This is a genomic window from Flavihumibacter fluminis (assembly GCF_021491375.1).
Taxonomy (GTDB): domain Bacteria; phylum Bacteroidota; class Bacteroidia; order Chitinophagales; family Chitinophagaceae; genus Flavihumibacter; species Flavihumibacter fluminis.
The window spans coordinates 547,506-574,116 of sequence record NZ_JAKEVY010000003.1; the positions used below are offsets into that span (position 1 = coordinate 547,506).

A 26,611-nucleotide genomic window follows, 5' to 3' on the forward strand; every position below is an offset into this window, starting at 1 on the left:
AGATTAGGAAGATGCGTTATAAGTGGATCAGACAAAACCTGGAAGTGTTGTTGTGGGTGGGTGCTATTCTGTGGCTGGCCATAGGAGTGGACTATCGTGCAACGGCAGCAGGATTTTGTCCCTTTCGGATGTTGGGACTTGAAGCCATTACAGGGTTGGAAGGATGCCCGGGTTGCGGGTTGGGAAGAAGTATCGCGGCAGCGCTGCATGGTGAATTCAGACTTTCCTGGCAGCATCACTGGATGGGGATTCCGGCCCTGTTGATTATATGCAGCAGAATTGTAACTTTAATACGAACCCAAATTAAAAACCAACCCGGATATGATGGATACCTACCTGATGAGTCTGCCTGACCTGCAGCCCGAAGAGGCTGCGGGAATCAAAGACCTGACCAGTAAAATGAGTGAATCACAAAAGAATCAGTTTCTGATGATCTATAGCGGCAAGCGCAAAAAACCGGGTGAGATCCTGCTGCTAACCTGCCTTGGGTTCGTAGTGGTGGCAGGTATTCAACGATTTGTTGTTGGCCAGGTAGGCATGGGAATACTCTACCTGTTTACCGGTGGCTTATGCCTGATCGGTACCATTATTGACGTGGTAAATCATAAAAAAATCGCAACTGAATACAACCTCCAGCAGATGTACGAATCATCAAGGATGGTTGGCCTTTAATTGCAGCAGCCAGTCGGTAATTTCTTTTTCAACACCAGCGGCATCTTTTGATTTGAAAGGAGAGGCGATCACATGATCACCGGTATTCGGCATGGCGATTTCTTTCTTCAGGGCTTCGGGTGTGCCTACCTGTTGGAACATTTCGCGCATGGCGGAGACTTTCACCACGGGATCCTGTTCCTGCTCGTTTTTATAATAGTAGAGCAATAACAGGGGTTGTTTGACTTTGGCAAATGTTTCCGGCGTCATGGTAGTTTCCAGCAATTCCTCCAGGGCAACAGTGGCTTCCAGTCGGTATGGTGTGTTCCAGTATTGTTTATAAGTGGGACGGTCATCCGAAGCAGTCCGGTATTTACCACCCAGCACCAGCTGTGCAATCTGTAAGCCCCATGGATTGTTCAGCAGCCAGGCATTTGGATCATTAATCGCAATATTGGGTGATAATAACACCAATGCATATACGTCGTTCGGATAGGTGGCGGCTAGTTGCAGGGCGTTGGTGCCCCCGGTAGAAGTACCCATCAGAATAACTTTTTTGCCAAGCTGTTTACCAACTGCCAGGGCTTCCTTGGCCGACTCCCAATATTTTTCAGGAGTAAGATTGGCCAATGCATCACTGGTATCGATGCCATGTTCGGCTAAGCGTGCCAGGTAGAGATTGGCGCCCATAGCTTTAGCTGCATGCAGATGAGTAGGTGCTCCTTCAAATTGGGAGGCACTGAAACCATGCAGGTATACAATTGAATATTCGGTAGGCTGGCGCAGGGAATCATTGTTCCAGATTATGCGGGCCTCATTATCCGGCTTCAGTTTAAAGGAGGCTTCTTTATTGCGGACATAGGTCTCCACTTCCGGAGCATCAGGAACTACGGGCATTTGAGAAGAATAGTCCGGGGTGGAAGGATTGGGTCCTGCCATATAGGCTACTGCCAGAACAACCGGGATACCAAACAACCATTTTTTGCTTGCCATAAAAGGAATGCTTTGCAGGCAAAATAAGCATTCCTTTTATGAATCCGGTTATTAACACTGAACGGGCACTACGATTCCTTCCTTCCGGCTTTTCTCAGCTGCAAATCCCATCAGGTGACTTTCGATAGAAGCTTCCAGGGTGGAGGTCAGCATATTCGGATCATTGGCATGTACTGCCATAACAAAATCAGCCATGAGTCGGAAATCACCTCCGCCATGCAAGTCGGTTGTTTCTGCCCATTTTTCTTTTTTACCATTCTGAAAGCTGGTAATAACCATTTCGGTCATATCGCCCACAATATCACCGTGACTGCCCATCACGCGGGTACGCCGGCCTTCATAGGAAGTGAAAGCCTGCAAAGAGAAGCTTGCAGTAACGCCGCCTTCAAATTGAAGGTTGGCAACATAATGATCTGGCTGGTCATTGTCCATCCGGTATACGCATCTGCCATAATCAGTTGTGCGTAACTGTTCCATTATATAATCCCCCTGTGCATCCTTGTCTTCGGGCAGATCAAATACATAAGTACGCTCCCGCAGTTTGTGATAAATTTTGATCGCAGAATAGGGACATTCTTCTTCCACTTTGCAACCATCTGTACATCTATGGGTGCTGCCTTCTGGTGCATTTTCCTGGCGGAACCATCTTAGGCCACCAAATGCATGAACTGCGGTACAGGGTTTACCCACCAGCCAACGAAGAATATCAAGATCGTGGCTGGCTTTTGCCAGAATGATAGGTGTAGTGGTGGTACTGTTTTTCCAGTTCCCTCTTACATAGGAATGGGTCATGTGCACATGCTCGATGGGTTCCAGGTGCTGGATACTGATCAGTTCGCCGATGGCACCACTTCTGATCAGGCTGCGGAGTTTGCGGAAATAGGGGGCATATCGCAATACATGGCAAACTGCTACAATTTTTCCGGAGGCATGCGAAGCTTCCAGGATCTGGCGGCATTCTTCTTCTGATGGGGCGATCGGTTTTTCCAGCAATACATGATAACCTGCTTTGAGAGCGGCGAGGCAGGGCCCCACATGCAGGCGGTCAGGTGAAGCGATGATAACAGCATCTGCGAAGCGCGGTCTTGTAAAAACATCTTCCCAATTGAGAAAGCAGTTTTCAGCCGGTATTTTATGTGTAGTAGCATAGCGCTGGTTTCGGATTGGGTTGGGTTCTGCTACCCCGATGATATCAAACTGTTGTGGATACTGGGAGGCAAACTGTCCGTATACATATCCCCGGCGACCGGCACCAATCACAATAGCCGTAACCGGTTTTTCAATTGTTTCAAAACGTTCGGGTAACAGAATATGGGTGGTCTTATCATCATAGGGGAACTCCTTAAAATTCTTCGTCATAACCAATCTGTTTTATCGTTCAAAAAATAAGGTGAAAGGTACGAAGGGCGGGGAGAGGGGGAGATGAGGATTTGGTTAAAAAATGGAGGAAAGGAAGATGGAGGAATGGAAGAGGGGACTGCTGATTAACAGGGTGTTATGATATATAACATAATCTTTATGGGAATTTAGCTTGTGGGGCGGGCAAATAGCTGTACCTTTGCGCGCCCAAAGGCAAATTTTGTTCGGGGACAGAAATCGAGTTATGAATATTAGGAATATAGCCATTATTGCACACGTTGACCATGGTAAGACTACCCTGGTTGACCGGATTCTTCACACCACCAAAGTGTTCCGCGAGAACCAGGATACAGGTGAACTGATCATGGACAACAATGATCTGGAACGCGAAAGAGGAATCACCATCTTTAGTAAGAACGCAGCTGTTACTTATAAAGATACCAAAATCAATGTGATTGACACTCCGGGTCACGCCGACTTCGGTGGTGAAGTGGAACGCGTATTAAAGATGGCCGATGGGGTGATCCTGCTGGTTGATGCTTTTGAAGGTCCCATGCCACAAACCCGTTTTGTGTTGCAGAAAGCCCTTCAGCTGAACCTGAAGCCCATCGTGGTAATCAACAAGGTAGACAAGCCGAACTGTCGCCCTGATGAAGTGCATGACGCTGTATTTGAACTGTTTTTCAACCTGGATGCCACTGAAGAACAACTCGATTTCCCCACCTTCTATGGTTCGGGTAAAAATGGCTGGTTCAACAGTTCCAACACACCCTGTGAAGATATCACCCCGTTGATGGATGGCATATTGCAGTATGTTCCGGAACCCAGAGTGGAAGAAGGTCCGTTGCAAATGCAGATCACCTCATTGGATTATTCATCTTTCCTTGGACGAATTGCAATTGGTAAAGTGCAGCGCGGTGCAATCAAGGAGAACCAACCGATCGCATTGATGCAGGCGGATGGTACGATCAAAAAGCAGCGGGTAAAAGAATTGTATGTGTTCGAAGGCATGGGTAAGCGTAAGGTAACAGAAGTGTTAGCCGGAGACCTGTGCGCAGTAGTAGGATTGGAAGATTTCAATATTGGAGACACCATTTCTGACCAGGAAGTAATGGAGGCATTACCAGTGATCAGTGTGGATGAGCCAACGATGAACATGCTGTTCAGCATCAACAACTCTCCTTTCTTTGGTAAGGATGGTAAGTTCGTGACTTCACGTCACCTGCGCGACCGCCTGATGAAGGAAACTGAAAAGAACCTTGCACTTCGGGTATTCGATACTGATAGTGGTGATAGTTTCCAGGTTTATGGTCGTGGTATTCTGCACCTGGGTGTATTGATTGAAACCATGCGCCGGGAAGGATATGAACTCACAGTAGGCCAGCCACAGGTTATTTTGAAAAATATTGATGGCAAGCGTTGCGAGCCCTATGAGGTGCTGGTAGTGGATGTGCCACAGGAATTTGCATCTAAAGTAATCGATCTGGTTACCCGTAGAAAAGGTGAAATGCATGTGATGGAAACCAAGGGCGATATGCAGCACCTGGAATTTGAAATTCCTTCACGTGGATTAATTGGTCTGCGTACACAAATGCTGACTGCTACAACCGGAGAAGCTGTAATGGCGCACCGGTTCCTGGAATACAAACCCTGGAAAGGACCTATCCCCGGACGTAATAATGGTGTATTGATTTCCAAGAATACCGAAAAGACAACCGGTTACTCTATTGATAAATTACAGGATCGCGGAACCTTCTTTGTGGATCCGGGAGAAGATGTATATGCCGGCCAGATTGTGGCGGAAAACATCAAGCCGGGCGACCTGGTGGTGAACGTTACAGAAGGTAAGAAACTGACCAACCACCGTGCCAGTGGAAGTGATGATGCAACCCGCATTGCGCCTAAAACGCTGATGAGCCTGGAAGAGTGTATGGAATATATCCAGCACGATGAGTGTATTGAAGTGACGCCGAACTTTATTCGCATGCGTAAGATCCATTTGGATGAAAACGAGCGCATCCGCCAGGCGAAGTCAATGAAGGCCGAAGAAGTTTGATAAAAGCAGAAGATGTTTAATAGTTAAGGCTGTCTCACCAGAGGCAGCCTTTTTATTATATTCGTGCTGGTGCGTACCATTACAGGCATATTTTTACTGATTGTATTTTCCAGCAATATCACAGGGCTGCTGGTTGTATTTAAATTACAGCAACTGCAGATTCGAAGAGAGATAAAACGTCAGATTAAAAAAGGCGTTCCGGAAAATGAACTTCATCTTATAACAGTAAAACAGGGACAGGAAGAGCAGCTCGACTGGCAGAATGAGAAGGAGTTTATTTATAAAGGAACCTTCTATGACGTAGTTCGTAAGGAAACGGGGGCAGCGGGCACTACGCTTTATTATTGCATCAATGATACCCAGGAGGAAGAACTCTTTGCCAACCTGGATGCTCTTATAAAACAGTATTCCGAAAAGCAGCAGTCAAAAGGAAAAATGGCAAAGAAGCTCCTGAAACTGGCTCCGGTTGTTCTTAGCAGAGATATGCCTGGTACGGAACTTACAGTAGTAACAGTTGATCCTTTACAAGGCAGTTATTCCAACCAATACAATTCTCCCATTCTTGCTATTCCGGCACCACCACCCAAAGCCTGAGCTCCCAAGTAATTTTTAGTGTCTCAAAATCTAACGGATTTTTTCCCGGTTAGTGGCATGCGCCTACCTGGAAAAGCCATCCGTATTCATTCTTTCATCTGAATTAAAAAATGAAAAAACTATATCTGTCGCTTTTAAGCGTAGGGTTTGTCGCGCCCTTACTGGCCCAAACCCCTCAGGCAAAAGGCAGCGTAACAAGTGCTGAAACTGGAGCACCGCTACCTTATGCTACCATCCGTGTGGCTGGTTATAAAACGATCACAACTGATAAAAATGGCAGGTTCATGCTGCCTTGTAAGGACTCTGCGCAACTAACGGTAACCCATATAGGATTTGAACCCTATCGTGGAGAATTTGCATGTGGACAGGAACTGAATATTCAGCTACAGGAGAATTCCCAAACACTGGATGCGGTGGAGATTTCAGCGAGCTCCAATCCCAATAAATCCATGTTGTACCAGCCGGCTGCTGTTGCAAGGATTGGATCAACAGAACTCAATCGGGGTACCGGACTTTTACTGGATGATGCAATTAACACCAATGTAGCCGGGGTGTTTATGCAACGCCGCACCTTCTCAGCCGGGCAACAGTTTAACATTCGCGGGTATGGAAATGGTACCCGTGGTACCAATGGGATCAATAGCAATTTCGATGGACAAGGTTACAAGGTGTACCTGAATGGAATTCCTATAACCGATGCGGAAGGCATTACATTGATGGATGATATTGATTTTGGTTCGGTTGGCCAGGTGGAGATAATTAAAGGTCCGGCTGGTACCTTATACGGACAAGCAATTGCAGGGGTTGTACATCTGCAAACAAAAAAGCCGGAACCGGGTCGATCTGTTTTGAGTCAGGAGGTATTGCTTGGCAGTTATGGACTGCAACGTTATACGACCAGTTTACAGCTCAGTACAGAAAAATCAGCCTTGCTGGTAAATTATGGACGTCAGCACTTTGATGGCTTTATGCCACATACCAGGTCGGATAAGGATTTTGTGAACCTGGTGGGTGAATTCAATCCGAATGCAAAACAGACCATTACCAGTTATTTCGGCTATAGTAACAGTTATGAGGAGCGCAATGGGGAATTGACCATCGCTCAATATGAGAACCTGGATTATTCCGGAAACCAGGCCTATATTAAAAACAATGCACACTCGAATGTCAAAACCTTTCGTGCGGGTATTGGGCATGCATACTAGTTTAATTCAAATTTCTCCAACAACACCACGCTGTTTGGAACCGGTTTGATCAGTGATGTAAGTTCTGCAGGTGGCTGGACAGATAAATCGGCGGTTAATTATGGATTGCGTTCAACTTTGGACACCCGGTTTGAACTGGGAACCGGAATATCACTCAGTGGTATAACCGGACTGGAACTGCAGCAACAGCAGGCGCAGATCCTCGGTTATCCGATGGTGGCGGACAGTTCGAATTTGGCAGGTTATCGAATTCCGGGAGTGCTGCGCAGTAACCAGGTAACCACCACCGGTTCTCTGTTATTGTTTACAGAATGGACCCTGGCATTACCTGCTTCTTTTTCAATAACAGCAGGCATTGGGCATAGCCGAATGGATATTGCGTTGAAGAATCGGTTGTATGCACCTGCAACTGCTATACCAACCCGGTATAGTGCAGGCTATCATAACATGTATGCACCGCACCTGGCGGTGAATAAAGTGTTTTCGGAAAAAGTATCCCTGTATGCTTCATTCAGCCAGGGATATAAGGCGCCTGTAAGTTCTTATTTTTTCATACCGGTAACAGGAGAAGTAATCAGCGGATTAAAACCTAAAAAAGCGAATCAATTGGAAATTGGATCCAAAGGATCGTTATTGAAGAAGCGGTTGCAGTATGAAGTGGCTGCTTTTTATACGGTCTACCAGGATAAAATGACAACCATTGCAGTACCCAATTCGGCCAATACAGCCACCTCCTACGTGTATGTAGCAAACGCAGGAGAGCAAAAGAATCTGGGACTGGAAATTTCATTGAAAGGAACAGCGTATGAGTCGGCAGGATTTATCAGGGCAATTCATCCATTTACAAATCTCACATTATCGCATTTCCGCTATGGTAAGTTTCAATACGAACAATTGAGCAGCGATAAGACAAGTACGGTTGTGATGGATTTTACAGATAAAACGGTGGTGGGGGTACCGCCGGTAGTTTTCAATACTGGATTTGATTTGACAACCCAGTCAGGATTTTATTGGAATCTGACCTACAATTATCGTGATCCAATGTATTTCACATCTGATAATAAAAAACAGACAGCGAGTTACCAGTTGTTGAACACTAAAATCGGTTACTCACGCCATTTGTTGAAGCATTTAGCTTTAGATGCCTATTTGGGATGTAACAATCTGACGGGTCAACAGAATTATGTAATGGTATTTCTGAATCAGTTACCGGATGCCTATTTGCCGGCGCCCAGGGAAGCTAATTTCTTTGGTGGCCTGAATCTGAAGTACATTTTCTAAGCTGGAATAGCTAAAATAGTTTCAGAAAAGAGCATTTTCACAGAAGGCCGTCTTTGGGATATTGGGTAAATTGACAGACCATGTTTCAAAGGCGGTTTTTCTATTTGTTGAGCAGGTCAATTGGCCTGTGTTGCCTGGTTTCTTTCCTGCTGACAGGCTGCGCGCCTGACCTGCCGGAGGAGATTGAACAGGCCTATGAGCAATTGCCCGATAAAGTGGATTATAACCTGCATGTCAAACCCATTTTGTCGGATAAATGTTTTGCATGCCATGGTCCCGATCAGGCAAAAAGAGAAGCCGGACTGCGACTTGATCTGCCTACAGCAGCCTATGCGGAATTGCCTGAAACACCTGGTAAGGTGGCGATTGATCCGGGCAGCCTGACCAACAGTGAACTGTTTCATCGCATCTTGTCGGAGGATCATGACTACCGGATGCCTACACCGGAATCCAACCTGCAATTAAGCACGGAAGAAAAAGCCATCCTGATCAAATGGATCAAACAAGGTGCAGAATACCAGCCACACTGGTCTTTTGTTACACCAACAAAACCAGCTGTTCCAACAGTTAAGCAAAAAGAATGGGTACAAACACCGGTTGATGCTTTCATCCTGAAAAAACTGGAAGAAAAAAAACTGGCACCCGCAGACAAAGCATCAAAGGAGCTGTTGCTGAGAAGACTTTCCCTTGATTTAACCGGCCTTCCGCCAACGGAGGAAGAGATCCGCGCGTTTGTAAACGACAATTCGCCGAAGGCAGTTGAAAAGCAGGTGGACAGATTGCTGCAATCGCCTCAGTTTGGTGAAAAGATGGCGGTCGACTGGCTGGACCTGGCAAGATTTGCTGACTCACATGGGTATACGGTTGATGGATTAAGAGATGTATCAGCTTACCGTGATTGGGTGATTGCTGCTTTCAACCGCAATATGCCCTATAATCAGTTTATAGAATGGCAGCTGGCGGGGGACCTGTTACCGAATCCAACCAAAGAGATGAAAATTGCCACTGCCTTCAACAGGATGCATCCGCAAAACCTGGAGGGTGGTGTAATTGAAGAAGAGTTTCAGACTGAATATGTGGTGGATCGGGTGAATACAGTGGGAACCGCTTTTCTTGGACTCACCATCAGTTGTGCCCGCTGTCATGATCATAAATACGATCCGGTATCACAGCAAAATTTTTATGAGCTCTACAGTTTCTTCAATACGGTACAGGAGGCTGGGCAAATATCCTTTGACCTCACTATGCCATCCCCATCCATGCTGCTCACGGATGATGAAAAAGACAATGTGCTGGCCTTACTGAATCAGAAAATAAAAGAACAGGAGAAAAAATTGCTTACTAACCAGAAAGCATATACGAAACAGGCGCAGCAGTGGATTGACCAGGAGAAATATAAATCTATGCAGCAGGTAAGCCTGCCCGTTACCGGCTTGCAGACCTCCCTGAATTTTGATGGCGGGCATCTTCGTTCGGGTGGTGGAACTTCTAATATCACTGCTGCCATGAAGCGGGATTTGAGTTATTCAGCCGGAGATCCTCCCAAATTTGTTGCATCTCCCGGTGGGAAAGCCTTACTCCTGAATGGAGATGAATGGCTGGATCTGACACCGGTTGGCGCTTTCAAAAGGAATGATCCTTTTACGATCAGTATCAACTGCTGGATACCCAAAGATTTCCAGGAAGGGGTGATTTTTCATAAGACCATCGCGGAGCGTTTATTCAATTATCGTGGGTATCATCTCTATTATAAAAATGACCAGCTGGAAATGGGCATATCCCATGCGGCACCCTCCAATGCACTGACAAAGGTTTCGAAGCAACCCATACCAAAAGAAGAATGGATTCAGCTGACCATGACCTATGATGGATCTGCTACAGCAGCAGGCATGCACTTGTACCTGAATGGGAAGCTCATGCAGATGGAGATCACCATGGATCAGCTCACAAAAGATATACTGCCACCCTGGAATGCAAAGCTGGGTTTGCAGGTGGGTGCCTGGGATCGCGGTCTCGGTTTCAAAAACGGAAAAGTGGAAGAAGTGCTGGTATACGATCGTGCATTGAGTTCACTGGAATTACTGCAATTGAGTAATGCAACAGAATGGAAGTCGCTCTTCAGTAAACCCGCTTCTTCCTTGACTGCCAGCGAAAGAACACTGCTCCAGGATTATTACCTGGCCACCCAGGTTCAGACACTGAAACAGGACGCAGCATTGTTAAAAGCTGCCAGGCAGGAGCTAACGGATACGCTTACCCGCATACCCGAACTCATGATCATGCAGGAGAGCAAACAGCCGAAAAAATCCTATATCCTGGATCGCGGACAGTACGATGCAAAAACAACCGAAGTATTTCCCAATACCCCGGAAGCCATCTTTCCCTATAATTCCAAATTGCCTAAGAACCGCCTGGGATTGGCTAACTGGTTAACGGATCCAAAACATCCGCTAACTGCAAGGGTGGCTGTGAACCGGTACTGGCAATTATTCTTTGGCAAGGGATTGGTCAAAACAACCGAGGATTTTGGTAACCAGGGAAGTTTACCTACCCATCCGGAATTGCTGGATTGGTTAGCAGTAAGTTTTGTGGAGTCGGGTTGGGACCTGAAGCAGCTCATCCGGCAACTGGTTTTATCAGCCACCTATGCTCAGAGCTCTGTCGGTTCAGAAAAAAGCAGGCAACTGGATCCGGAGAATCTTTACCTGAGTCATGCTACTCCAACCAGATTAACTGCAGAGATGCTCCGCGACAATGCACTCGCTGCAAGTGGTTTGCTGGAACGTTCGATCGGAGGAAAAAGCATCAAGCCCTACCAGCCCGCGGGTTTATGGGAAATCAATAATACCAGTTACCAGGCAGATACAGGAACCGCAGTTTACAGAAGAAGTTTATACGTGCTGATCAAACGATCGGTTCCCAATCCAACCTTGGCCACTTTTGATGCGGGAGATCGCAGTTATTGTGTAGTACGGCGGCAGGCAACCAACACTCCCCTGCAGGCATTGGTAACACTCAACGATCCGGTTTTTGTAGAGAGCTGTAAAGTGATGGGAGAGCAAATGGTCAGAATGGGAGGCACTGATAAAGCTATTGAAACCATCTTTCTTCGGTTAACCGGACGCAGACCAGATCAAAAAGAGAAAGAGATATTGTTAAAAGCAAAAGCCAAACAACTGGCACTCTTTAAAAAGGAGCCGGGGAAACTGAAAGGATGGCTGGAGGCAGGCCAGTATAAAGTGGATGCATCCCTGCCAAAAGAAGAGATTGCTGCAAATGCTGTTGTAGCCAGCCTGATTTTAAATTCTGATGCTACCATCACCAAACGTTAAACTATGTGTGATTCTCATACATCTCCAAAACCACCCGGATGGTCGCCCGACCTGGATCAGTTGCAAAAGCAATTGGATCGGCGTCGATTTCTCACACGAACTGCTATGGGCCTGGGTTCCATTGCGCTGGGATCGTTGATGGGTAATACCCTGCTTGGTAAATCCATCAGCAAAATCGCGGCTGAAGATGCATCACTCAGCCTGGAGCAGGAAATCCTGCAGGCCATTCCGCACCTGGTACCAAAGGCAAAAAGGGTGGTTTATCTGTTCATGAGTGGAGGGCCATCGCAATTTGAAACCTTTGATTACAAACCGAAGCTGCTGGATATGTTCGGGCAGCCCTTGCCGGATTCTGTGCGCCAGGGACAACGCTTAACAGGTATGAGTGCGGGACAGGCCATACTGCCCGTGGTGCCATCTATTTATAAGTTTAATCAATACGGAAAATCGAATACCTGGGTCAGTGAATTGTTGCCGCATACAGCGCAGGTAGTGGATGATCTCTGCATCATCAAGAGTATGTATTCGGAAGCGATCAATCATGATCCGGCCATCACTTTTTTTCAAACAGGTAACCAATTGCCAGGCAGGCCATCTATAGGTTCCTGGATCAGTTATGGCCTTGGAACCGATAACCAGAATCTGCCTTCCTTTATCGTGCTGGTATCCAAAAATGCAGTGAAAGATCAGCCTTTGTATTCCCGCTTATGGGGCAATGGATTTTTGGCAAGTGAACACCAGGGCGTGCAGTTCCGCGCGGGTAAGGATCCTGTTTTATTCCTGGATAATCCGGAAGGATATGATGGCGAAGACAGGGAGGAAATGTTGCAATCATTGAAGGAGCTAAATACGTATCAGAATGAGGTGAACAAGGATCCGGAAATGGAAGCAAGGATTGCTCAATATGAAATGGCCTATCGCATGCAGACCTCCATACCTGAGGTAATGAGCGTGAAAGATGAGCCGGATGAAGTGTTTGAGTTATATGGTCCGGATAGCCGGGATCCCGGCACCTATGCAGCCAATTGCATACTGGCGCGTAAGCTGCTGGAGAAGGATGTGAAGTTTGTACAACTCTACCACCAGGGGTGGGATCATCATGGTGGCCTGCCTGCAGGTATGGCCAAGCAATGTAAGGATACCGATCAGGCAACTGCTGCACTCATCATAGATTTGAAACGGAGGGGATTACTGGAAGATACACTTGTGATCTGGGGCGGTGAATTTGGTCGGACCGTTTATTCACAGGGCAAATTATTTCCGGATAATTATGGACGGGATCATCACCCGCGCAATTTTGCCATGTGGATGGCAGGGGCAGGAGTCAAGGCCGGAATCAGTTATGGCGAAACGGATGATTTCAGTTACAATATTGTAAAGGATCCGGTGCATGTGCACGACTTCCAGGCCACCCTCTTACACCTGATGGGAATTGATCACGAGCGCTTCACCTATAAATACCAGGGCAGAAGATTCAGGCTGACCGATGTGCATGGTAAAGTGATAAAAGGAATTCTAAGCTGAGATGATACTACTTGAAATCAGCCAGTTCCTGGGACGATTGCATCCACTTATCGTTCATCTACCCATCGGGATACTGTTTGTTATTTTACTATTTGAGCTGCTGGGATATAAGAGCAGGTATAGCTATTTGAGGGATGCCATCCCTTTACTCAGCTGGCTGCTTTTTGCAAGCACCCTGTTCGCAGGTATTTTCGGTTATATCTTATCGTTGGATGGCGATTATCCGGGACCGTTAGTAAGTCAACATCAGTGGGCAGGCATTATTTTATGCATACTTGCACTTGGCATGGCCTTGCTGCAATCGGACAGGTTTCGGCAAAAACGCAGGTTGCCGGTAGTTGTACAAACCTCGCTGTGGGTGGTGATAGCAATGCTCACCACCTATGCCGGTCACCAGGGTGGAAGTTTAACGCATGGTGAAGATTATTTAAGCCTGGAACTGCTGAAAGAGCAAAAACGTCCGAAACCTGATTCGGTAGAAGCGGCCCTGGTGTATGAAGATGTCATCCAGCCCTTATTGATCCGGCGTTGCGGGCAATGTCATAATGAGGGTAAGAAAAAAGGACAATTATCGGTTACCAACCTGGCTAAGTTGTTGAAGGGAGGAAAAACCGGTCCGGCTTTGGTGCCTGGTGATCCTGAAAAAAGTGAACTGATCCATCGGATCAAACTGGATCCATCAGATGAAAAGTTTATGCCTACGGATGGTAAAACGCCCCTGACTGCCGAAGAAACGATCCTGCTGACCTGGTGGGTAAAAGAAGCTGGTGCGGCAGAAGGAAAATCGCTGACCAACCTGGAAGTTTCACCTGAAATCCGATCCATTGTTGCGAAGCAATTGGGGATGGAAGCCGGGAATGGTATAGAAACTTCAAATGAAACGACAGAGCAACTGAATATACCAGCCGGGCTCGCAATAAAAGCAGACAGCACGGCAATTCAGCAATTGAAAGCAGCCGGATTCATGGTGCGGTTGCTGTTGCGTGAACCGGAATTATTGGATATCACCTTACCGGAAGGCACTAAAGTAGATTGGAAAGCACTTGAGCCGTCACTGGGTAGCTTATCCAAACATACCATCTGGCTCAACCTGGCTGGCAATAGCCTGTCTGAAAAAGACCTGCAGGTGTTGACACAGTTCACCAACCTTGAAAAATTGCGGCTGGATAAAAATCCCGTGGGTGATGAGATCCTGCCCTTATTGGAGCCCCTCCAGCGGTTGGAAGCTATCAATTTGGTCGGGACGCGGATCAGTGAGGCGGCACTGGCAAAGCTAAAATCTGCCGGCACTATTAAAAGAGTCTATTTTTCGGAGACCTCATCGCCCTAATTAAAATCGTACAGCAACTGTTCGAAAACGAACACTGATTGACTTGATAATTTTGCTAAAATTCAGAAAATCAATTTATTAGAGACTGGCATAGGGGTTGAATCAGAAAAAGCATGTTTCGAAATTACCTGCTTACAGCCATTCGCAACCTGCGCCGGAATAAGATCTATTCCCTGATTAACATGCTGGGACTCAGTTTGGGTCTCGCTGCTGCCATCCTTATCCTTTTATATGTGAAGGATGAAGTCAGTTATGATCGATTCCATGCGCAGTTGCCACAGATTTACAGGGTTTACAATACCAGTGTAAATGAAGAAACCAAAGAGGTTCGGAAATCAGCCATCACCGGCTATTTCCAGGGACCCCGATTCTCCGCCTCTGTGCCGGAAATCAAGTCCTTTACCCGGTTACAGAACAACTCGGTCGATTTAAAAAAAGGCACAGAAATTACATCGCAGGACATGTTCTATGCGGACTCTGCCTTCTTTGATATATTCAGTTTTCCCCTGCTTCATGGTACTGGTTCCAGTGCACTAAAGGACAGGCGTTCAGCGGTTGTATCTGAAAAAATGGCCATTTCCTATTTCGGCAATACAGATGTGATAGGCAAGACGATGCTGATCAAACAGGAAGATGGTGCATTTGAACCCTATACAGTAAGTGCCGTTGCAAAGAATTGTCCGGAAAACAGCAGCATCAAATTCGAACTGCTGTTACCGATGGTTGTACCACCACAGGAAGCCACCAATGATGAAAACTGGTTCAATTTCTTTTTGAATACGTTTGTCGTATTACATCCCAATGCGGACAAAGCAGTAGTCGAGAAAAAAATCCAGGCAGTATTTGATAAGGAATCCGCTGATATCATGAAAGAGCTGTCGGCGAGATTCAATGTGAAACTGACAATGGACTATGGACTGCAGCCCTTTTCGGATATTCATCTCAGTAAGGACATGGGTGCTACCAATGGATTGGCAGGAGCCAGCAATCCCATGTACTCCTATATTCTTACCGGAATTGCCTTATTTATCCTGCTGATTGCCTGTATCAATTTTGTGAACCTTACGGTTGCGCGGTCCATCAAACGTGCAAAGGAAATTGGAATTCGGAAAGTGGTAGGTGGCAATCGTTCTCAATTGATCTTTCAGTTTTTGGGCGAGTCGGTAGTCATCTGTTTGATCTCCTTTCTGATGGCACTGGTTATTTCTCAAAGCCTGTTAGGATTTTTTAATCAGCTCTCGAATAAGGCTTTGTCGCTTGCATATCTCTTGGATCTGAAACTGATAGCAGGCTTCATCGTATTGTTCCTGGTAACCGCGTTCCTGGCGGGTTTCTATCCTGCCCTGGTTTTATCTGGTTACGATCCGGTGAAAACATTGTACAACCGGTTTTCCCTGGCTGGAAAAAATTATTTACAGAAATCATTGGTGGTAGTTCAGTTTGCACTGGCATCCTTCCTGATTGTTGGAACACTCACGATTTATTCCCAGTTTGAATACCTTACGAGTTTTGAAAAGGGGTATGATGATTCCAATATGGTATTGGTCAACAACTGGCGGATGAAACACAGTGAAGCAGATCTCTTCCGGAATAAGTTGAAAGAACATGCCGGCATCCAGGATGTCAGTTTCAAAAATGGTGGCTCCTGGGGAACCCGGGCCAGGGTAAATGGTACACAGGAAATCCAGTTTGCTTATGAAACGGTTGGGGTTAATTATCTCCCGCTGTTAAAGATTCAATTGAAGGAGGGAAGGAATTTTTCAACTGATTTGCCAACTGATTCCACCCAGTCGGTACTGGTGAATGAAACTTTTGCCAAAGAGGCTGGCTGGACAGATCCCATTGGAAAAGAAGTTGATTTCTGGTACAGAGATCAGAAGCATACGGTAATTGGCGTAGTGAAAGATTATCATTATGAAGGATTACATGAAAAGATTGGTCCGCAATTGTTTACAATGTTGCCTTCCAATCAATATGGTCTGGCCCTGATCAAGATAAAACCTGGAAGTTCTACAAGTGCCTTGAGCCATATTGAAAAGACCTTCAAGTCTGTTTTCCCGCTCAACCCTTATTCTTATGAGTTTATGGACCAGGTAAATCTTCAACAATATGAATCAGAGGAGCGCTGGAAAAAGATTATGTTGTTCAGCGCGGTGATCACCATCTTCATATCCTGTATCGGCCTGTTTGGATTGGCTGTATTGTCAACCGAGAAAAGAACCCGTGAAATTGGAATTCGTAAAGTATTAGGCGCATCTGTGCAGCAGGTAGCAACCATTCTATCGAAGGATTTCCTGTTGCTGGTGGCGATATCCCTGCTCATTTCCCTGCCGCTTGCCTGGTTGGCAGCCAACCGCTGGCTGGAAAATTATCCTTACCGGATCCAGCTGGGATGGAGTTTATTTGCGCTTGGGGCCTTACTGGTATTGGGGATTGCACTATTAACTGTTAGCTTCCAATCCATTAAGGCGGCGCTGCAAAACCCGGTCAGGAGTCTTAAAGTGGACTGATTTTTTCGTTACTTGCGGTTTGAAATGGAAGGCAGACCGTACATGCGCGAACAACCGGAATACCAGGATGCATTTGAACAACACAAGGCAACCGTACTCATCCCCACTTATAACAATGCGGGAAGTCTGGCTGCTGTGCTGCGCGATGTGCTGACCTATACCAACAGGGTGCTGGTAGTAAACGACGGTTCTACTGATGATACATTAAAAGTGCTGGAACAGTTTCCCCAGGTTCAACTGGTGAGTTATGCGCAGAACAGGGGAAAGGGATTTGCCTTGAGGAAAGGTTTCGAAAAAGCCCTGGAGCTTGGGTTTGATTATGCCATCACCCTGGATGCAGACGGACAACATTTCGCCAAAGACCTGCCTACCATGCTCAACTGCATTGAGCAGTACCCCAACACTATTGTGGTAGGTGCACGCAACATGAACCAGGAGAATGTGCCGGGTAAAAGCAGTTTTGGCAACCGGTTTTCCAATTTCTGGTTCTGGTTGTATACCGGCAAAAAAGCACCGGATACGCAAAGTGGGTATCGCCTTTATCCCATCCGGGCAATGAAGAAGATCCGGTTTTATACCCGCAAATATGAGTTTGAAGTGGAGGTGCTGGTGCGTTCGGTATGGAATGGATTGAATGTTGAGTTTGCACCTATCAGTGTATATTATCCCCCGGCAGAAGAAAGAGTTTCTCATTTTCGTCCCTTTCGTGATTTCTCCAGGATCAGCGTGTTGAATACAGTGCTGTTTTTTATTGCCTTTCTTTATATCAAACCAAGGGATTTTTTTCGGTCGCTTTTCAGTAAAGAAAAAAGAGCAGCGCTCTTAAATGAATTACTGGAGTCGGATCATAGTCATGAACGCAAAGCTGCATCCATTGGATTTGGTGTATTTATGGGCATTGTACCGATCTGGGGTTTCCAGTTGATTGTGGCGATCTTTTTGTCTGTATTGCTTAAACTTAACAAAGCCCTGGTAATAACTGCTGCCAATATCAGCATACCTCCCATGATTCCCTTTATTTTGTATGGGAGTTTCCTGGCTGGCGCTCCCTGGATGGGTGAGCAGGCAACTGCGGTTCCCCTGCCCAGCGAACTTAGCCTGGATTCGATCAAGGTTAACCTGCAACAATATATCAGTGGAAGTATTACACTGGCTGTTGCAGCAGGACTCCTGTTCGGAATCGTCTCCTACATTTTTATGAAATTGGTGAACAAAAAAACCGGACCGGTTTTATAGTCCCGTATGCAGAATCCTTTTGTTCAAATGGATCGCTTCTTCAGGAAACATCGACTTGTTTTCTGGATTGTATTCCTGGCTTTTGTCGGGGTCACTGCGCTGCTGGCTTCCCGGATCAAACTGGAGGAGGATATCACCAGCATTATTCCAAGGGATGAAAAGACCAATGCGCTGAACGAAATCTTTCAGCAATCCAAATTGCTGGATCGTATGATCCTGACTGTTGGAACCAGGCAGGCTGAAGCACCCGACCCGGATTCCCTGGTAGCAGTGGCCGAGGAACTGGCGGATTCTATTGCTTCACAGTTACCTGAATATGTGAAGGAATTACACCGGGAGGTAAAAGAAGAAACCACGCTGCAGTTGTTTGATGCGGTACATCAGCACCTTCCGATCTTCCTGGAAGAACGCGATTATGAAAGCCTGGATTCTCTTACACAACGTGATAAGATAAAGGAAACACTGGAAAGGAATTATGCGACCCTGCGATCACCAGCCGGATTGGCGTTCAAACAATTCATAGCGCGTGATCCGGCAGGGATTGCCTTACCAGCACTCAGAAAACTGCAATTGTTACAATATGATCAGCAGTTTGAATTATACGACAATCATATTCTGACACGGGATGGAAAGCAATTGATTCTTTTTCTGACACCAGAGTATCCAAAAAACAATACAGCGCAGAATGCGGTTTTCCTTGAGAAACTGGATCAGTTGCTGGAAACATTTCAACAACAATATCCTACCTATAGCATCACTTATTTTGGCGGAACGGCAGTAGCTGTTGGTAATGCGGTACAATTAAGAAAAGATACACTGCTTACGCAGGGCATCATGCTGGCGGTGCTGGTTATTTTTCTGGCCTTGTATTTCAGAAGGTTCTTTGCTCCGGTACTGATATTGGTACCCGCAATTCTGGGCTCCCTGCTCGCGCTCTCGGTGATTGCACTAACCAAGGGTTCCATATCAGTAATTGCACTGGCAACAGGGTCAATTATTTTAGGGATAGCAGTCAACTATTCGCTGCATGTGTTCAATCACTACCGGCACCAGCCGGATATGGAAAGGGTGTTGCGCGATCTGGCGCATCCTATGACCATTGGAAGCATTACCACCATTGGCGGATTTCTTTGCCTGCAATGGGTGCAGTCTGAAATGCTGCGCGACCTGGGATTATTTGCCGCCATCAGTTTATTGGGGGCTTCTCTTTCCTCGCTGATTTTTTTACCGCAACTGATCAGCCGAAAACAGCAACCGACAGCGCATGCGTCTGCAGGCTGGATCGATCGGCTGGCCTCTTACCGGATAGAGTCGAATAAAAAGTTAGTGGTTACGATTCTGCTGCTCACCTTGTTTTTTGTTTTTTTTATTCGCAAAGTGGGATTTGAACCCGATATGAATAAAATGAATTTCATGTCGGAGAAACTCCGCAAGGCAGAGCAGGAAGTGAACCGGCAGAATGCATTCGCGCTTCAATCCGTGTATATCGTATCCAATGGAAAAGACCTGCAGCAGGCATTGGAGCGAAATGAATCTGTGGTGAAGCGATTGAATGAAATGGGTGGTACAGGAGTGGTGAAAAAATATTCCGGGCTGTCAGCCATATTGATATCAGATTCCCTGCAACGCGAACGCCTTCAACGCTGGAATAATTTCTGGACGCCGGAACGCAAACAGGCTGTGCTGCAGTTAACGAAACAGGAAGCAGCTGCCATTGGATTTAGTGATCAGTTAATCCAATCTGTAGAGAGTATGCTCAGTACAAGCTATGAGCCACTGACTGATTCAGCGGCCATTAGTTTGTCGCCCGAACTGCTGGAATCCTATATACTTCCCACTGATTCACAAACCCGGGTACTTACGCTGGTAAAAACAGCTCCCGAAGACAAGTCCTTTATCTACACCGAGTTTGACTCACGGGAAGGCATAACCGTATTGGATATGCAGTATGTAACCGGCCGGCTGGTGGATATGGTACGGGCCGATTTCAACAGCATCAGCTGGATGGTTGCTGCGATTGTATTTATTGTACTACTGATTTCTTTTGGCAGAATTGAATTGACCCTGATTGCCTTTATACCCATGCTGATCACCTGGGTCTGGATCCTGGGAATCATGGGATTGTTTGGAATCAAGTTCAATATTGTAAACATTATAATTTCGGCACTGATCTTTGGATTGGGTGACGACTACAGTTTGTTTACACTGGATGGATTGTTGCAGGAATACAAAAACGGCAAGAAAAATCTCTCCTCTTTCAGGTCTTCGATTTTTCTTTCTGCCATTACAACTGTAACCGGACTGGGGGTATTAATCTTTGCAGAACACCCTTCCTTAAAAAGTATTGCACTCATCGCCATACTGGGAATTGTGTGTGTGGTGTTGATCTCACAGGTGATGATTCCTTTTTTGTTTCATCTGCTGATCACCAACCGGGTGAAAAAAGGAATGCAGCCATTTACGTTCTGGAGCCTGGCCAAATCTGCTTTCGCTTTTCTCTATTTTGTAATCGGGTCATTGGTATTAACATTGGTTGGGCTGCTCCTCGTTAAATTCAATCCTTTTGCAGGCGAAAAAGCTAAGTATCTGTTTCACCGGATTCTTTGTAAATACACCTGGAGCCTGATGTATATCATGCGGAATGTGACCAAACGAATTCACAATCCGGGTGGAGAGGATTTTTCCAAACCTGCTGTGATCATAAGCAATCACCAGTCGTTCCTGGATATCCTTTCCATTGTGATGCTGCATCCAAAAATCATTTTGCTCACCAACGACTGGGTATGGAATTCACCTGTATTTGGATTTGTTGTGAAGATGGCGGATTATTTCCCCGTAAACAAAGGTGTGGAAAGCAATATTGATGGTATCCGTGAACGTGTGAAAAATGGTTATTCGGTAGCCGTATTTCCTGAAGGCACCAGGTCCTATGATGGAACCATGAAACGGTTTCACAAAGGAGCATTTTACCTGGCAGAGGAATTGGGAATTGATATTCTGCCAGTAGTGCTGCATGGTACGGGTTATACCATGAGCAAGGGTGATTTCATTTTAAAAGATGGAACTATCACGATTGATATTTTACCCCGAATTAATGCGCAGGACCAGGTTACTTACGGAGAAGGTTATGCGGAAAAAGCAAAAAAATTAAGTCGCCAGTTTAAAGAGTGGTACGGTGAGCGCAGCCAGCAGTATGAATCGGTGGATTGGTATCGCGAACAACTGGTATACAACTATATTTATAAGGGCCCTGTGCTGGAGTGGTATATGCGGATCAAGACAGGGCTGGAAAAGAATTATTCACTCTTTGATCAATTGGTACCGGCATCCGGACATATACTGGATATTGGTTGTGGATATGGTTTCATGTCGATGATGCTGCATTTTCGATCAAAGGGCAGAATTATCACTGCACTTGATTACGATGAGGAAAAAGCCAGTACGGCGCAACACTGTTACGGCCGGGGTGCTGCTTTACAATTTCATGCAGGCAACGCTTTGGACTTTCCCATGATGCAATATGATGCGGTGTTGATTTGTGATGTATTGCATTACCTGTCGCCGGCAGATCAAAAGGCATTGATTCGGAAGGCGCTTGATCATTTGAATCCGGGAGGTAAACTGATCATACGGGAAGGAAATGCAGAAATCCGCGACCGCCACAGGGGAACTGAATTATCGGAGTTTTTTTCCACCCGGGTGTTTGGATTTAATAAAACATCCGCCAACGGGTTATCCTTTTTATCGGGGGCCACTATTCATGAATTAGCGATTGAGAAAGGATATACCTGTGAAGAAATAGAAGCTTCCCTGCGCACCAGCAATACTGTGTTTGTACTCCAAAAACCAGCTGTAGCCTATGTTGCCTGAGTACGATATAGTAATTGTCGGATCTGGATTGGGTGGCCTGCTTTGTGCTGCCCTGCTTGGTAAGGAAGGTTACAGTGTATGTGTGCTGGAAAAAAACAGGCAGTATGGTGGCAGTTTGCAGACCTTCTCAAGAGATAAAACACTGTTTGACAGTGGGGTTCATTATATCGGGGGACTGGCACCCGGACAAACACTGCACCAGGTGTTCAGTTATCTAGGTTTGACAGATGCGTTAAAATTACAGCAACTGGATACCGATGGATTTGACCGGATTGTTTTTCTCGAAGATGGTACTGAGTATGCCTTGGCACAAGGTTATGATCGGTTTGCTGCCAAACTCAAAGAGGCATTTCCGGGTGAAGAGTCGGCCATTGATCAGTATTGCTCAACCATTCGGGAGATCTGTTCCAGGTTTCCCATGTACAACCTGAGAACAGGAGAAGGGATGAGTGAGAAAGAGGGCGTTATGGGCATTGATACCCTTGCGTTTTTACAATCCATCACCACCAACCAGCGACTGCAGGAAGTATTGGCAGGAAATAATTTTTTATATGCGGGTGAACCAGATAAAACTCCCTTGTATGTACATGCGCTGGTTGTCAACAGTTATATCGAAAGTGCCTGGAAGATACTGGACGGTGGATCACAAATAACCAAACACCTCGTGAAACTGATCCGCTCTGCGGGTGGAGATTTGTTTAACCACACAGAAGTGATAAAACTGGAAGGAGATGATGAGCGTTTAACCAGGGCCGTTACCAAAGATGGAAGACAGTTCAAAGCGAAACATTTCATATCCAACCTGCATCCGAAACGTACCCTTGAAATTACGGAGTCGCCACTTCTTAAAGCAGCGTATCGAAACAGAATAAAAAAACTTGCTGACACGGTATCGAGTTTCAGTTTGAATGTGGTATTGAAGCCGGGAGTATTTCCATATTTGAATCACAATTATTACCTGCACCGTCCGGGTGCAGTTTGGGAGGCAGTGGAAGCAAAGCCCCAGGACTGGCCCTTATCTGCGGGTGTGTTTTTTACTGAGGATGCAAATCACCCCGGATATGCGGAATCGCTAAGCATCTTAACTTATATGTCGGCCGGTGAATGGGAGCCCTGGAAAAATACTTTCAATACCGACAGCCAGCAGGGTGAACGAGGGAATGACTATCATCGCCTTAAAACAGAAAAGGCTGAATTATTGCTGGACCTGGTGGAGAAAAGATTCCCGGATCTCAGGGAGGCTATCAAATCCTACTTCTGTGCAACGCCACTTTCTTTCAGGGACTATATTGGTACGGATGATGGAAGCTTATATGGGATTGCGAAAGATTACCGCAATCCAATGGCTACTTATCTCCCGACGCGGACCAAGGTTCCGAATTTATTTTTAACAGGACAGAATGTGTTATTACACGGAATTTTGGGAGTAACGATCACTGCCCTGACCACCTGTGCGGAATTCGTGCCGGTTGAGGAGTTGTTGAAAAAAATAAGAAGCGCAACATGAGTAAAGCAAATAAAACCATAGGCTGGAGAATTGGCAGAACCCTGTTGATTATAATGGGAATATTGTTGTTGCTCCTGTTAGCCTTGTTTATCTACCTCGTACAGTTATCTAAAATTGAGCCACCGACCATCACTGACCGATCTGCAGACCAACTGCAGAGAACCGAAGTATCAGACAGTTTTTATTATCTCAACAATAACTGGTTTCATGTTTCACGGTCTGGCTTATACGAATTGTATGTGGAAGGCAAACCCTATGAAAGAGGTGTGATCAATGGAAAGCTTACTAAGGAACTGGTGCAGCGACAGGAAGATCATTTTAGCGCCCAGATAGAAAAGATGATTCCTTCCACTTTCTACCGGCATTTCCTGAAATATTTTATTGGATTTTTTAATCGGGATCTGCCCAACCAGGTGAAGGAGGAATACAAAGCTGAAATCTATGGTGTATCACAGGCCGCTTCAGAAAAATACGGCTATATAGGAACGCCGTATCAACGCATCCTGAATTATCATGCGGCGCATGATATCGGCCACGCTTTGCAAACCATGGCCCTGGTAGGATGTACATCTTTTGGAACCTGGGGGTCGCATTCCAGGGACAGTTCCTTTATAATTGGTCGGAATTTTGATTTTTATGTAGGGGACCGCTTTGCCGATGATAAGCTGATCGCTTTTATAAAACCAGATAGTGGATATGGATTTATGACCGTAACCTGGGGTGGATTTACAGGTGCCGTATCAGGCATGAATGAAGCCGGACTAACGGTAACGATCAATGCTGCAAAAACGGATTTGCCTCCCGGGTCTGCAACTCCTGTTTCATTGGTTGCGAGGGAAATATTGCAGTATGCAGGTAATATTAAAGAGGCAATTGCTATTGCCGGATCGCGAAAAATGTTTGTCTCGGAATCCTTCCTGGTGGGTTCGGCGGCTGACCAGAAAGCAGTTGTGATTGAAAAGACACCCGAGGCACTGGATGTATATGATCCCAACCAGAATTATATTATTTGTGCGAATCATTTTCAGAGTCCGGAATTAAGTAAACTCCCCTCTAACCAGGAACAGATCGCTGAAAGTGCATCTGCCTACCGGTATAAAAGAGTGCAGGAATTATTGGCGCAAGCTAAGGAGAACACGGTTGAGCAGACCATCAATATATTGCGTGATACCCGCGGACAGCAGGGTGCAGATATTGGTTTGGGAAATGAGAAAGCCATCAATCAGTTGATAGCACATCATGCTATTGTATTTGAACCGAATAAACGATTGGTATGGGTATCAACAGCGCCCTGGCAGGAGGGACAGTTTGTATGTTATGATCTGAAAAAAGTGTTTTCACTGCGCGGATTAAAAGAGGAACGTGAAATTGTAGACAGCAGTTACCTGATACCTGCGGACACATTAATGCAGACCGCAGAATTTAAACGATTTCTTCAGTTTCGTGCATTTAAACAGCGGATACTGGATGGAGGCATAGTTGCACCTGATAGCATCGTAGCAAGCAATCCGTCTTATTATCATGCGTATGTACTGGCAGGTGATATGGCAGTACAATTAAAAAAGCCGGCGGAAGCGATTCGCTATTACCGCCAGGCTTTGACAAAAGAGATTGCCACGGTTCAGGAGAGAAAATCAATTGAGGATAAATTGAAAAAATTCGGAGGTAATTAAACTTATTATTGCTCCAATTGACCCTCTTTTGCTTTTTGTTTCATTTGATCGTTGGCGATAACGGCCAGCTCTACCCGACGGTTTTTCTGGCGGTTCACTTCACTATCGTTTGGAAATTTTGGTTGTGTTTCGCCATACCATTTTACTTCCATTCTGTTTTCTGTTATTCCTTTGGAGGCGAGGAAAGCTTTTACTGATTCAGCTCTTTTCTGGGATAGCGTCATATTGTATTCATCCGAACCTGTATCATCGGTATGGCCTTCAATAACAATCAGTGTTTCGGGATAACGAACAAATACATCTGCTGCTCCGGACAAATCAGTTTTGTAGGCATCACTGATGACAGCGCTGTTGATGGTGAACATAAGTCCGGAGTCAAAAGTAACATTGATTCCTTCTCCTACCCGTTCCACTTCAGCAGTGGGTACAGCCTGCTTTAGTTCGCGGGCCTGCTGGTCCATTTTTTTTCCGATGAGATTACCTGCCACACCACCGATGGCAGCACCTGCAAGTATTCCCCAGATACTGCCCTTCGAAACTGCAGCACCGATAGCTGCGCCGCCTACCGCACCGACGGCTGTTCCTTTTTGTTGCTTGTTCATGGTAGCGCAGCCGCTAAATAAGAGCGCGACGGATAAAATCGGTAACAATACTATTCTCATAAATCTTTTTTACAAACAAGTGAAGAAAACATATCCCATTTCATTTCTCTTAAGCCTTTATCGATTGCGGTTTTGATTTCCCTGCAAACCAGCTCTTTTTCTGTATCCGTCATTTTTGTTCTCAATTCCTGTGCATTGGTGGTACCATATTTTTCCTGTACCATTTTCATTCTAGCATTCATCCGGGTGACATACATATCCAGGTCGGATTTACCCATCGATACAGATTTGTCATAAGCTTCGAAAGCAGCATCATAGTTCCTCTCTGTCACCCGCCAGTCGCCTTCCAGTAAATAAAATTGTGCGTTTTGCGGATCAAGGGATTTTGCTTTTTCCAGGTAAAATGCTGCACTGTCTTTGTTGTTTAATTGCTGTTGGTGCAGATTTGCCAGTAGGGCATAATTGGAAGCCTTCGCTTTATTGTCCCGATTCTTTTCTGTTAAGGAAATCAGTTTTGAAAAGCAGTTACTTGCTTCCTGTGGGCGGTTGAGAGCATTGAACGCCATCGCTTTTTGAAACCAGGCACTGATACTTTTGTTTTTTGATGCTTTCAATGCCAGATCACTTGCAGCAAGTGCTTCTTCATATTGACCCAGACCATTTAGGGCTGCTGCTTTTCCGGATTGAATTTGCTCCCTGGCATCTTTGGTCTTACAGCTCTTTTCCATATTGGAATATGCTTCCAATGCTTCCGCATGTTTTTTCTCTGCCAGCAAGGCCGCAGCAGCTTTTGATTGCTCATAACATTTGTTGCCCATGGTGAAGGTTTGCCCTGCGGCAACCTTCACCAGGAGACAACAAAGAATTAAGATGAATTGATTCTTCATA

18 protein-coding genes are annotated in these 26,611 nt (G+C 45.8%); 14 read left to right on the plus strand and 4 right to left on the minus strand.

What is annotated here, in order from left to right; all coding sequences use genetic code 11:
* Positions 1 to 11 precede the first annotated feature (11 nt).
* Together L0U88_RS13610 and L0U88_RS13615 are read left to right on the plus strand one after the other, a co-directional pair.
* A complete protein-coding gene (locus L0U88_RS13610) occupies positions 12 to 353 on the plus strand; it encodes a DUF2752 domain-containing protein (RefSeq protein WP_234866618.1) in 342 nt (113 codons plus the stop codon).
* Entirely contained in the window at positions 322 to 672 is a 351-nt protein-coding gene (locus L0U88_RS13615; RefSeq protein ID WP_234866619.1) for a TM2 domain-containing protein, read from the plus strand. Before L0U88_RS13610 ends, L0U88_RS13615 begins: the two co-directional genes overlap by 32 nt.
* Here the strand turns inward: L0U88_RS13615 and L0U88_RS13620 are convergent.
* Together L0U88_RS13620 and L0U88_RS13625 are read right to left on the minus strand one after the other, a co-directional pair.
* Complete coding sequence (locus L0U88_RS13620) at positions 652 to 1,644, minus strand: alpha/beta hydrolase (RefSeq protein WP_234866620.1); 993 nt, start codon at positions 1,642 to 1,644, stop codon at positions 652 to 654. The two genes, L0U88_RS13615 and L0U88_RS13620, sit on opposite strands and share 21 nt — an antisense overlap.
* A gap of 51 nt (positions 1,645 to 1,695) precedes the next feature.
* On the minus strand, positions 1,696 to 3,003 hold the full coding sequence (locus tag L0U88_RS13625) for a Gfo/Idh/MocA family oxidoreductase (protein WP_234866621.1): 1,308 nt from the start codon (positions 3,001 to 3,003) through the stop codon (positions 1,696 to 1,698).
* Between the two features lie 244 nt (positions 3,004 to 3,247).
* Between L0U88_RS13625 and typA the strand changes: the two genes are divergently transcribed.
* The 12 genes from typA (at position 3,248) to L0U88_RS13685 (ending at position 25,121) form a co-directional block, all read left to right on the plus strand.
* Positions 3,248 to 5,059, plus strand: coding sequence for a translational GTPase TypA (typA, locus tag L0U88_RS13630; RefSeq protein ID WP_234866622.1), 1,812 nt, complete (start codon positions 3,248 to 3,250; stop codon positions 5,057 to 5,059).
* Between the two features lie 69 nt (positions 5,060 to 5,128).
* A complete protein-coding gene (locus tag L0U88_RS13635; RefSeq protein ID WP_234866623.1) occupies positions 5,129 to 5,653 on the plus strand; it encodes a hypothetical protein in 525 nt (174 codons plus the stop codon).
* A 110-nt stretch (positions 5,654 to 5,763) separates the two neighbouring features.
* Complete coding sequence (locus L0U88_RS13640; RefSeq protein ID WP_234866624.1) at positions 5,764 to 6,858, plus strand: TonB-dependent receptor plug domain-containing protein; 1,095 nt, start codon at positions 5,764 to 5,766, stop codon at positions 6,856 to 6,858.
* Positions 6,859 to 6,903: 45 nt separating this feature from the next.
* A complete protein-coding gene (locus tag L0U88_RS13645; RefSeq protein WP_234866625.1) occupies positions 6,904 to 8,139 on the plus strand; it encodes a TonB-dependent receptor in 1,236 nt (411 codons plus the stop codon).
* Positions 8,140 to 8,219: 80 nt separating this feature from the next.
* Positions 8,220 to 11,471: a DUF1553 domain-containing protein gene (locus L0U88_RS13650; RefSeq protein ID WP_234866626.1), complete on the plus strand. Its 3,252-nt coding sequence runs from the start codon at positions 8,220 to 8,222 to the stop codon at positions 11,469 to 11,471.
* A 3-nt stretch (positions 11,472 to 11,474) separates the two neighbouring features.
* A complete protein-coding gene (locus tag L0U88_RS13655) occupies positions 11,475 to 12,995 on the plus strand; it encodes a DUF1501 domain-containing protein (protein WP_234866627.1) in 1,521 nt (506 codons plus the stop codon).
* Between the two features lies 1 nt (position 12,996).
* A complete protein-coding gene (locus L0U88_RS13660; RefSeq protein ID WP_234866628.1) occupies positions 12,997 to 14,325 on the plus strand; it encodes a c-type cytochrome domain-containing protein in 1,329 nt (442 codons plus the stop codon).
* Positions 14,326 to 14,438: 113 nt separating this feature from the next.
* Positions 14,439 to 16,835 (plus strand): ABC transporter permease, encoded by a 2,397-nt coding sequence (locus L0U88_RS13665; protein WP_234866629.1) that lies wholly within the window; start codon positions 14,439 to 14,441, stop codon positions 16,833 to 16,835.
* A gap of 24 nt (positions 16,836 to 16,859) precedes the next feature.
* Complete coding sequence (locus L0U88_RS13670) at positions 16,860 to 18,071, plus strand: DUF2062 domain-containing protein (RefSeq protein ID WP_234866630.1); 1,212 nt, start codon at positions 16,860 to 16,862, stop codon at positions 18,069 to 18,071.
* A gap of 6 nt (positions 18,072 to 18,077) precedes the next feature.
* Positions 18,078 to 21,941 carry a trifunctional MMPL family transporter/lysophospholipid acyltransferase/class I SAM-dependent methyltransferase gene (locus tag L0U88_RS13675; RefSeq protein ID WP_234866631.1) on the plus strand — a complete coding sequence of 1,288 codons (3,864 nt, stop codon included), beginning with the start codon at positions 18,078 to 18,080 and terminating at the stop codon, positions 21,939 to 21,941.
* Positions 21,931 to 23,448 carry a phytoene desaturase family protein gene (locus L0U88_RS13680; protein ID WP_234866632.1) on the plus strand — a complete coding sequence of 506 codons (1,518 nt, stop codon included), beginning with the start codon at positions 21,931 to 21,933 and terminating at the stop codon, positions 23,446 to 23,448. Before L0U88_RS13675 ends, L0U88_RS13680 begins: the two co-directional genes overlap by 11 nt.
* Positions 23,445 to 25,121 (plus strand): C45 family peptidase, encoded by a 1,677-nt coding sequence (locus tag L0U88_RS13685; RefSeq protein WP_234866633.1) that lies wholly within the window; start codon positions 23,445 to 23,447, stop codon positions 25,119 to 25,121. Before L0U88_RS13680 ends, L0U88_RS13685 begins: the two co-directional genes overlap by 4 nt.
* Positions 25,122 to 25,126: 5 nt before the next feature.
* Here L0U88_RS13685 and L0U88_RS13690 read toward each other — a convergent pair whose 3' ends face one another.
* Together L0U88_RS13690 and L0U88_RS13695 are read right to left on the minus strand one after the other, a co-directional pair.
* Entirely contained in the window at positions 25,127 to 25,783 is a 657-nt protein-coding gene (locus tag L0U88_RS13690; RefSeq protein WP_234866634.1) for a YiaD family glycine zipper/OmpA-like lipoprotein, read from the minus strand.
* On the minus strand, positions 25,780 to 26,610 hold the full coding sequence (locus L0U88_RS13695) for a tetratricopeptide repeat protein (RefSeq protein WP_234866635.1): 831 nt from the start codon (positions 26,608 to 26,610) through the stop codon (positions 25,780 to 25,782). Before L0U88_RS13695 ends, L0U88_RS13690 begins: the two co-directional genes overlap by 4 nt.
* Position 26,611: the final 1 nt, after the last annotated feature.

Bases quoted from the DNA above. Each gene is read 5' to 3' on its own strand.
- L0U88_RS13610 (WP_234866618.1), top strand. From the start codon at position 12: ATGCGTTATAAGTGGATCAGACAAAACCTGGAAGTGTTGTTGTGGGTG.
- L0U88_RS13615 (WP_234866619.1), top strand. From the start codon at position 322: ATGATGGATACCTACCTGATGAGTCTGCCTGACCTGCAGCCCGAAGAG.
- L0U88_RS13620 (WP_234866620.1), bottom strand. From the start codon at position 1,644: ATGGCAAGCAAAAAATGGTTGTTTGGTATCCCGGTTGTTCTGGCAGTA.
- L0U88_RS13625 (WP_234866621.1), bottom strand. From the start codon at position 3,003: ATGACGAAGAATTTTAAGGAGTTCCCCTATGATGATAAGACCACCCAT.
- typA (WP_234866622.1), top strand. From the start codon at position 3,248: ATGAATATTAGGAATATAGCCATTATTGCACACGTTGACCATGGTAAG.
- L0U88_RS13640 (WP_234866624.1), top strand. From the start codon at position 5,764: ATGAAAAAACTATATCTGTCGCTTTTAAGCGTAGGGTTTGTCGCGCCC.
- L0U88_RS13650 (WP_234866626.1), top strand. From the start codon at position 8,220: ATGTTTCAAAGGCGGTTTTTCTATTTGTTGAGCAGGTCAATTGGCCTG.
- L0U88_RS13655 (WP_234866627.1), top strand. From the start codon at position 11,475: ATGTGTGATTCTCATACATCTCCAAAACCACCCGGATGGTCGCCCGAC.
- L0U88_RS13660 (WP_234866628.1), top strand. From the start codon at position 12,997: ATGATACTACTTGAAATCAGCCAGTTCCTGGGACGATTGCATCCACTT.
- L0U88_RS13665 (WP_234866629.1), top strand. From the start codon at position 14,439: ATGTTTCGAAATTACCTGCTTACAGCCATTCGCAACCTGCGCCGGAAT.
- L0U88_RS13670 (WP_234866630.1), top strand. From the start codon at position 16,860: ATGGAAGGCAGACCGTACATGCGCGAACAACCGGAATACCAGGATGCA.
- L0U88_RS13675 (WP_234866631.1), top strand. From the start codon at position 18,078: ATGCAGAATCCTTTTGTTCAAATGGATCGCTTCTTCAGGAAACATCGA.
- L0U88_RS13680 (WP_234866632.1), top strand. From the start codon at position 21,931: ATGTTGCCTGAGTACGATATAGTAATTGTCGGATCTGGATTGGGTGGC.
- L0U88_RS13685 (WP_234866633.1), top strand. From the start codon at position 23,445: ATGAGTAAAGCAAATAAAACCATAGGCTGGAGAATTGGCAGAACCCTG.
- L0U88_RS13690 (WP_234866634.1), bottom strand. From the start codon at position 25,783: ATGAGAATAGTATTGTTACCGATTTTATCCGTCGCGCTCTTATTTAGC.
- L0U88_RS13695 (WP_234866635.1), bottom strand. From the start codon at position 26,610: ATGAAGAATCAATTCATCTTAATTCTTTGTTGTCTCCTGGTGAAGGTT.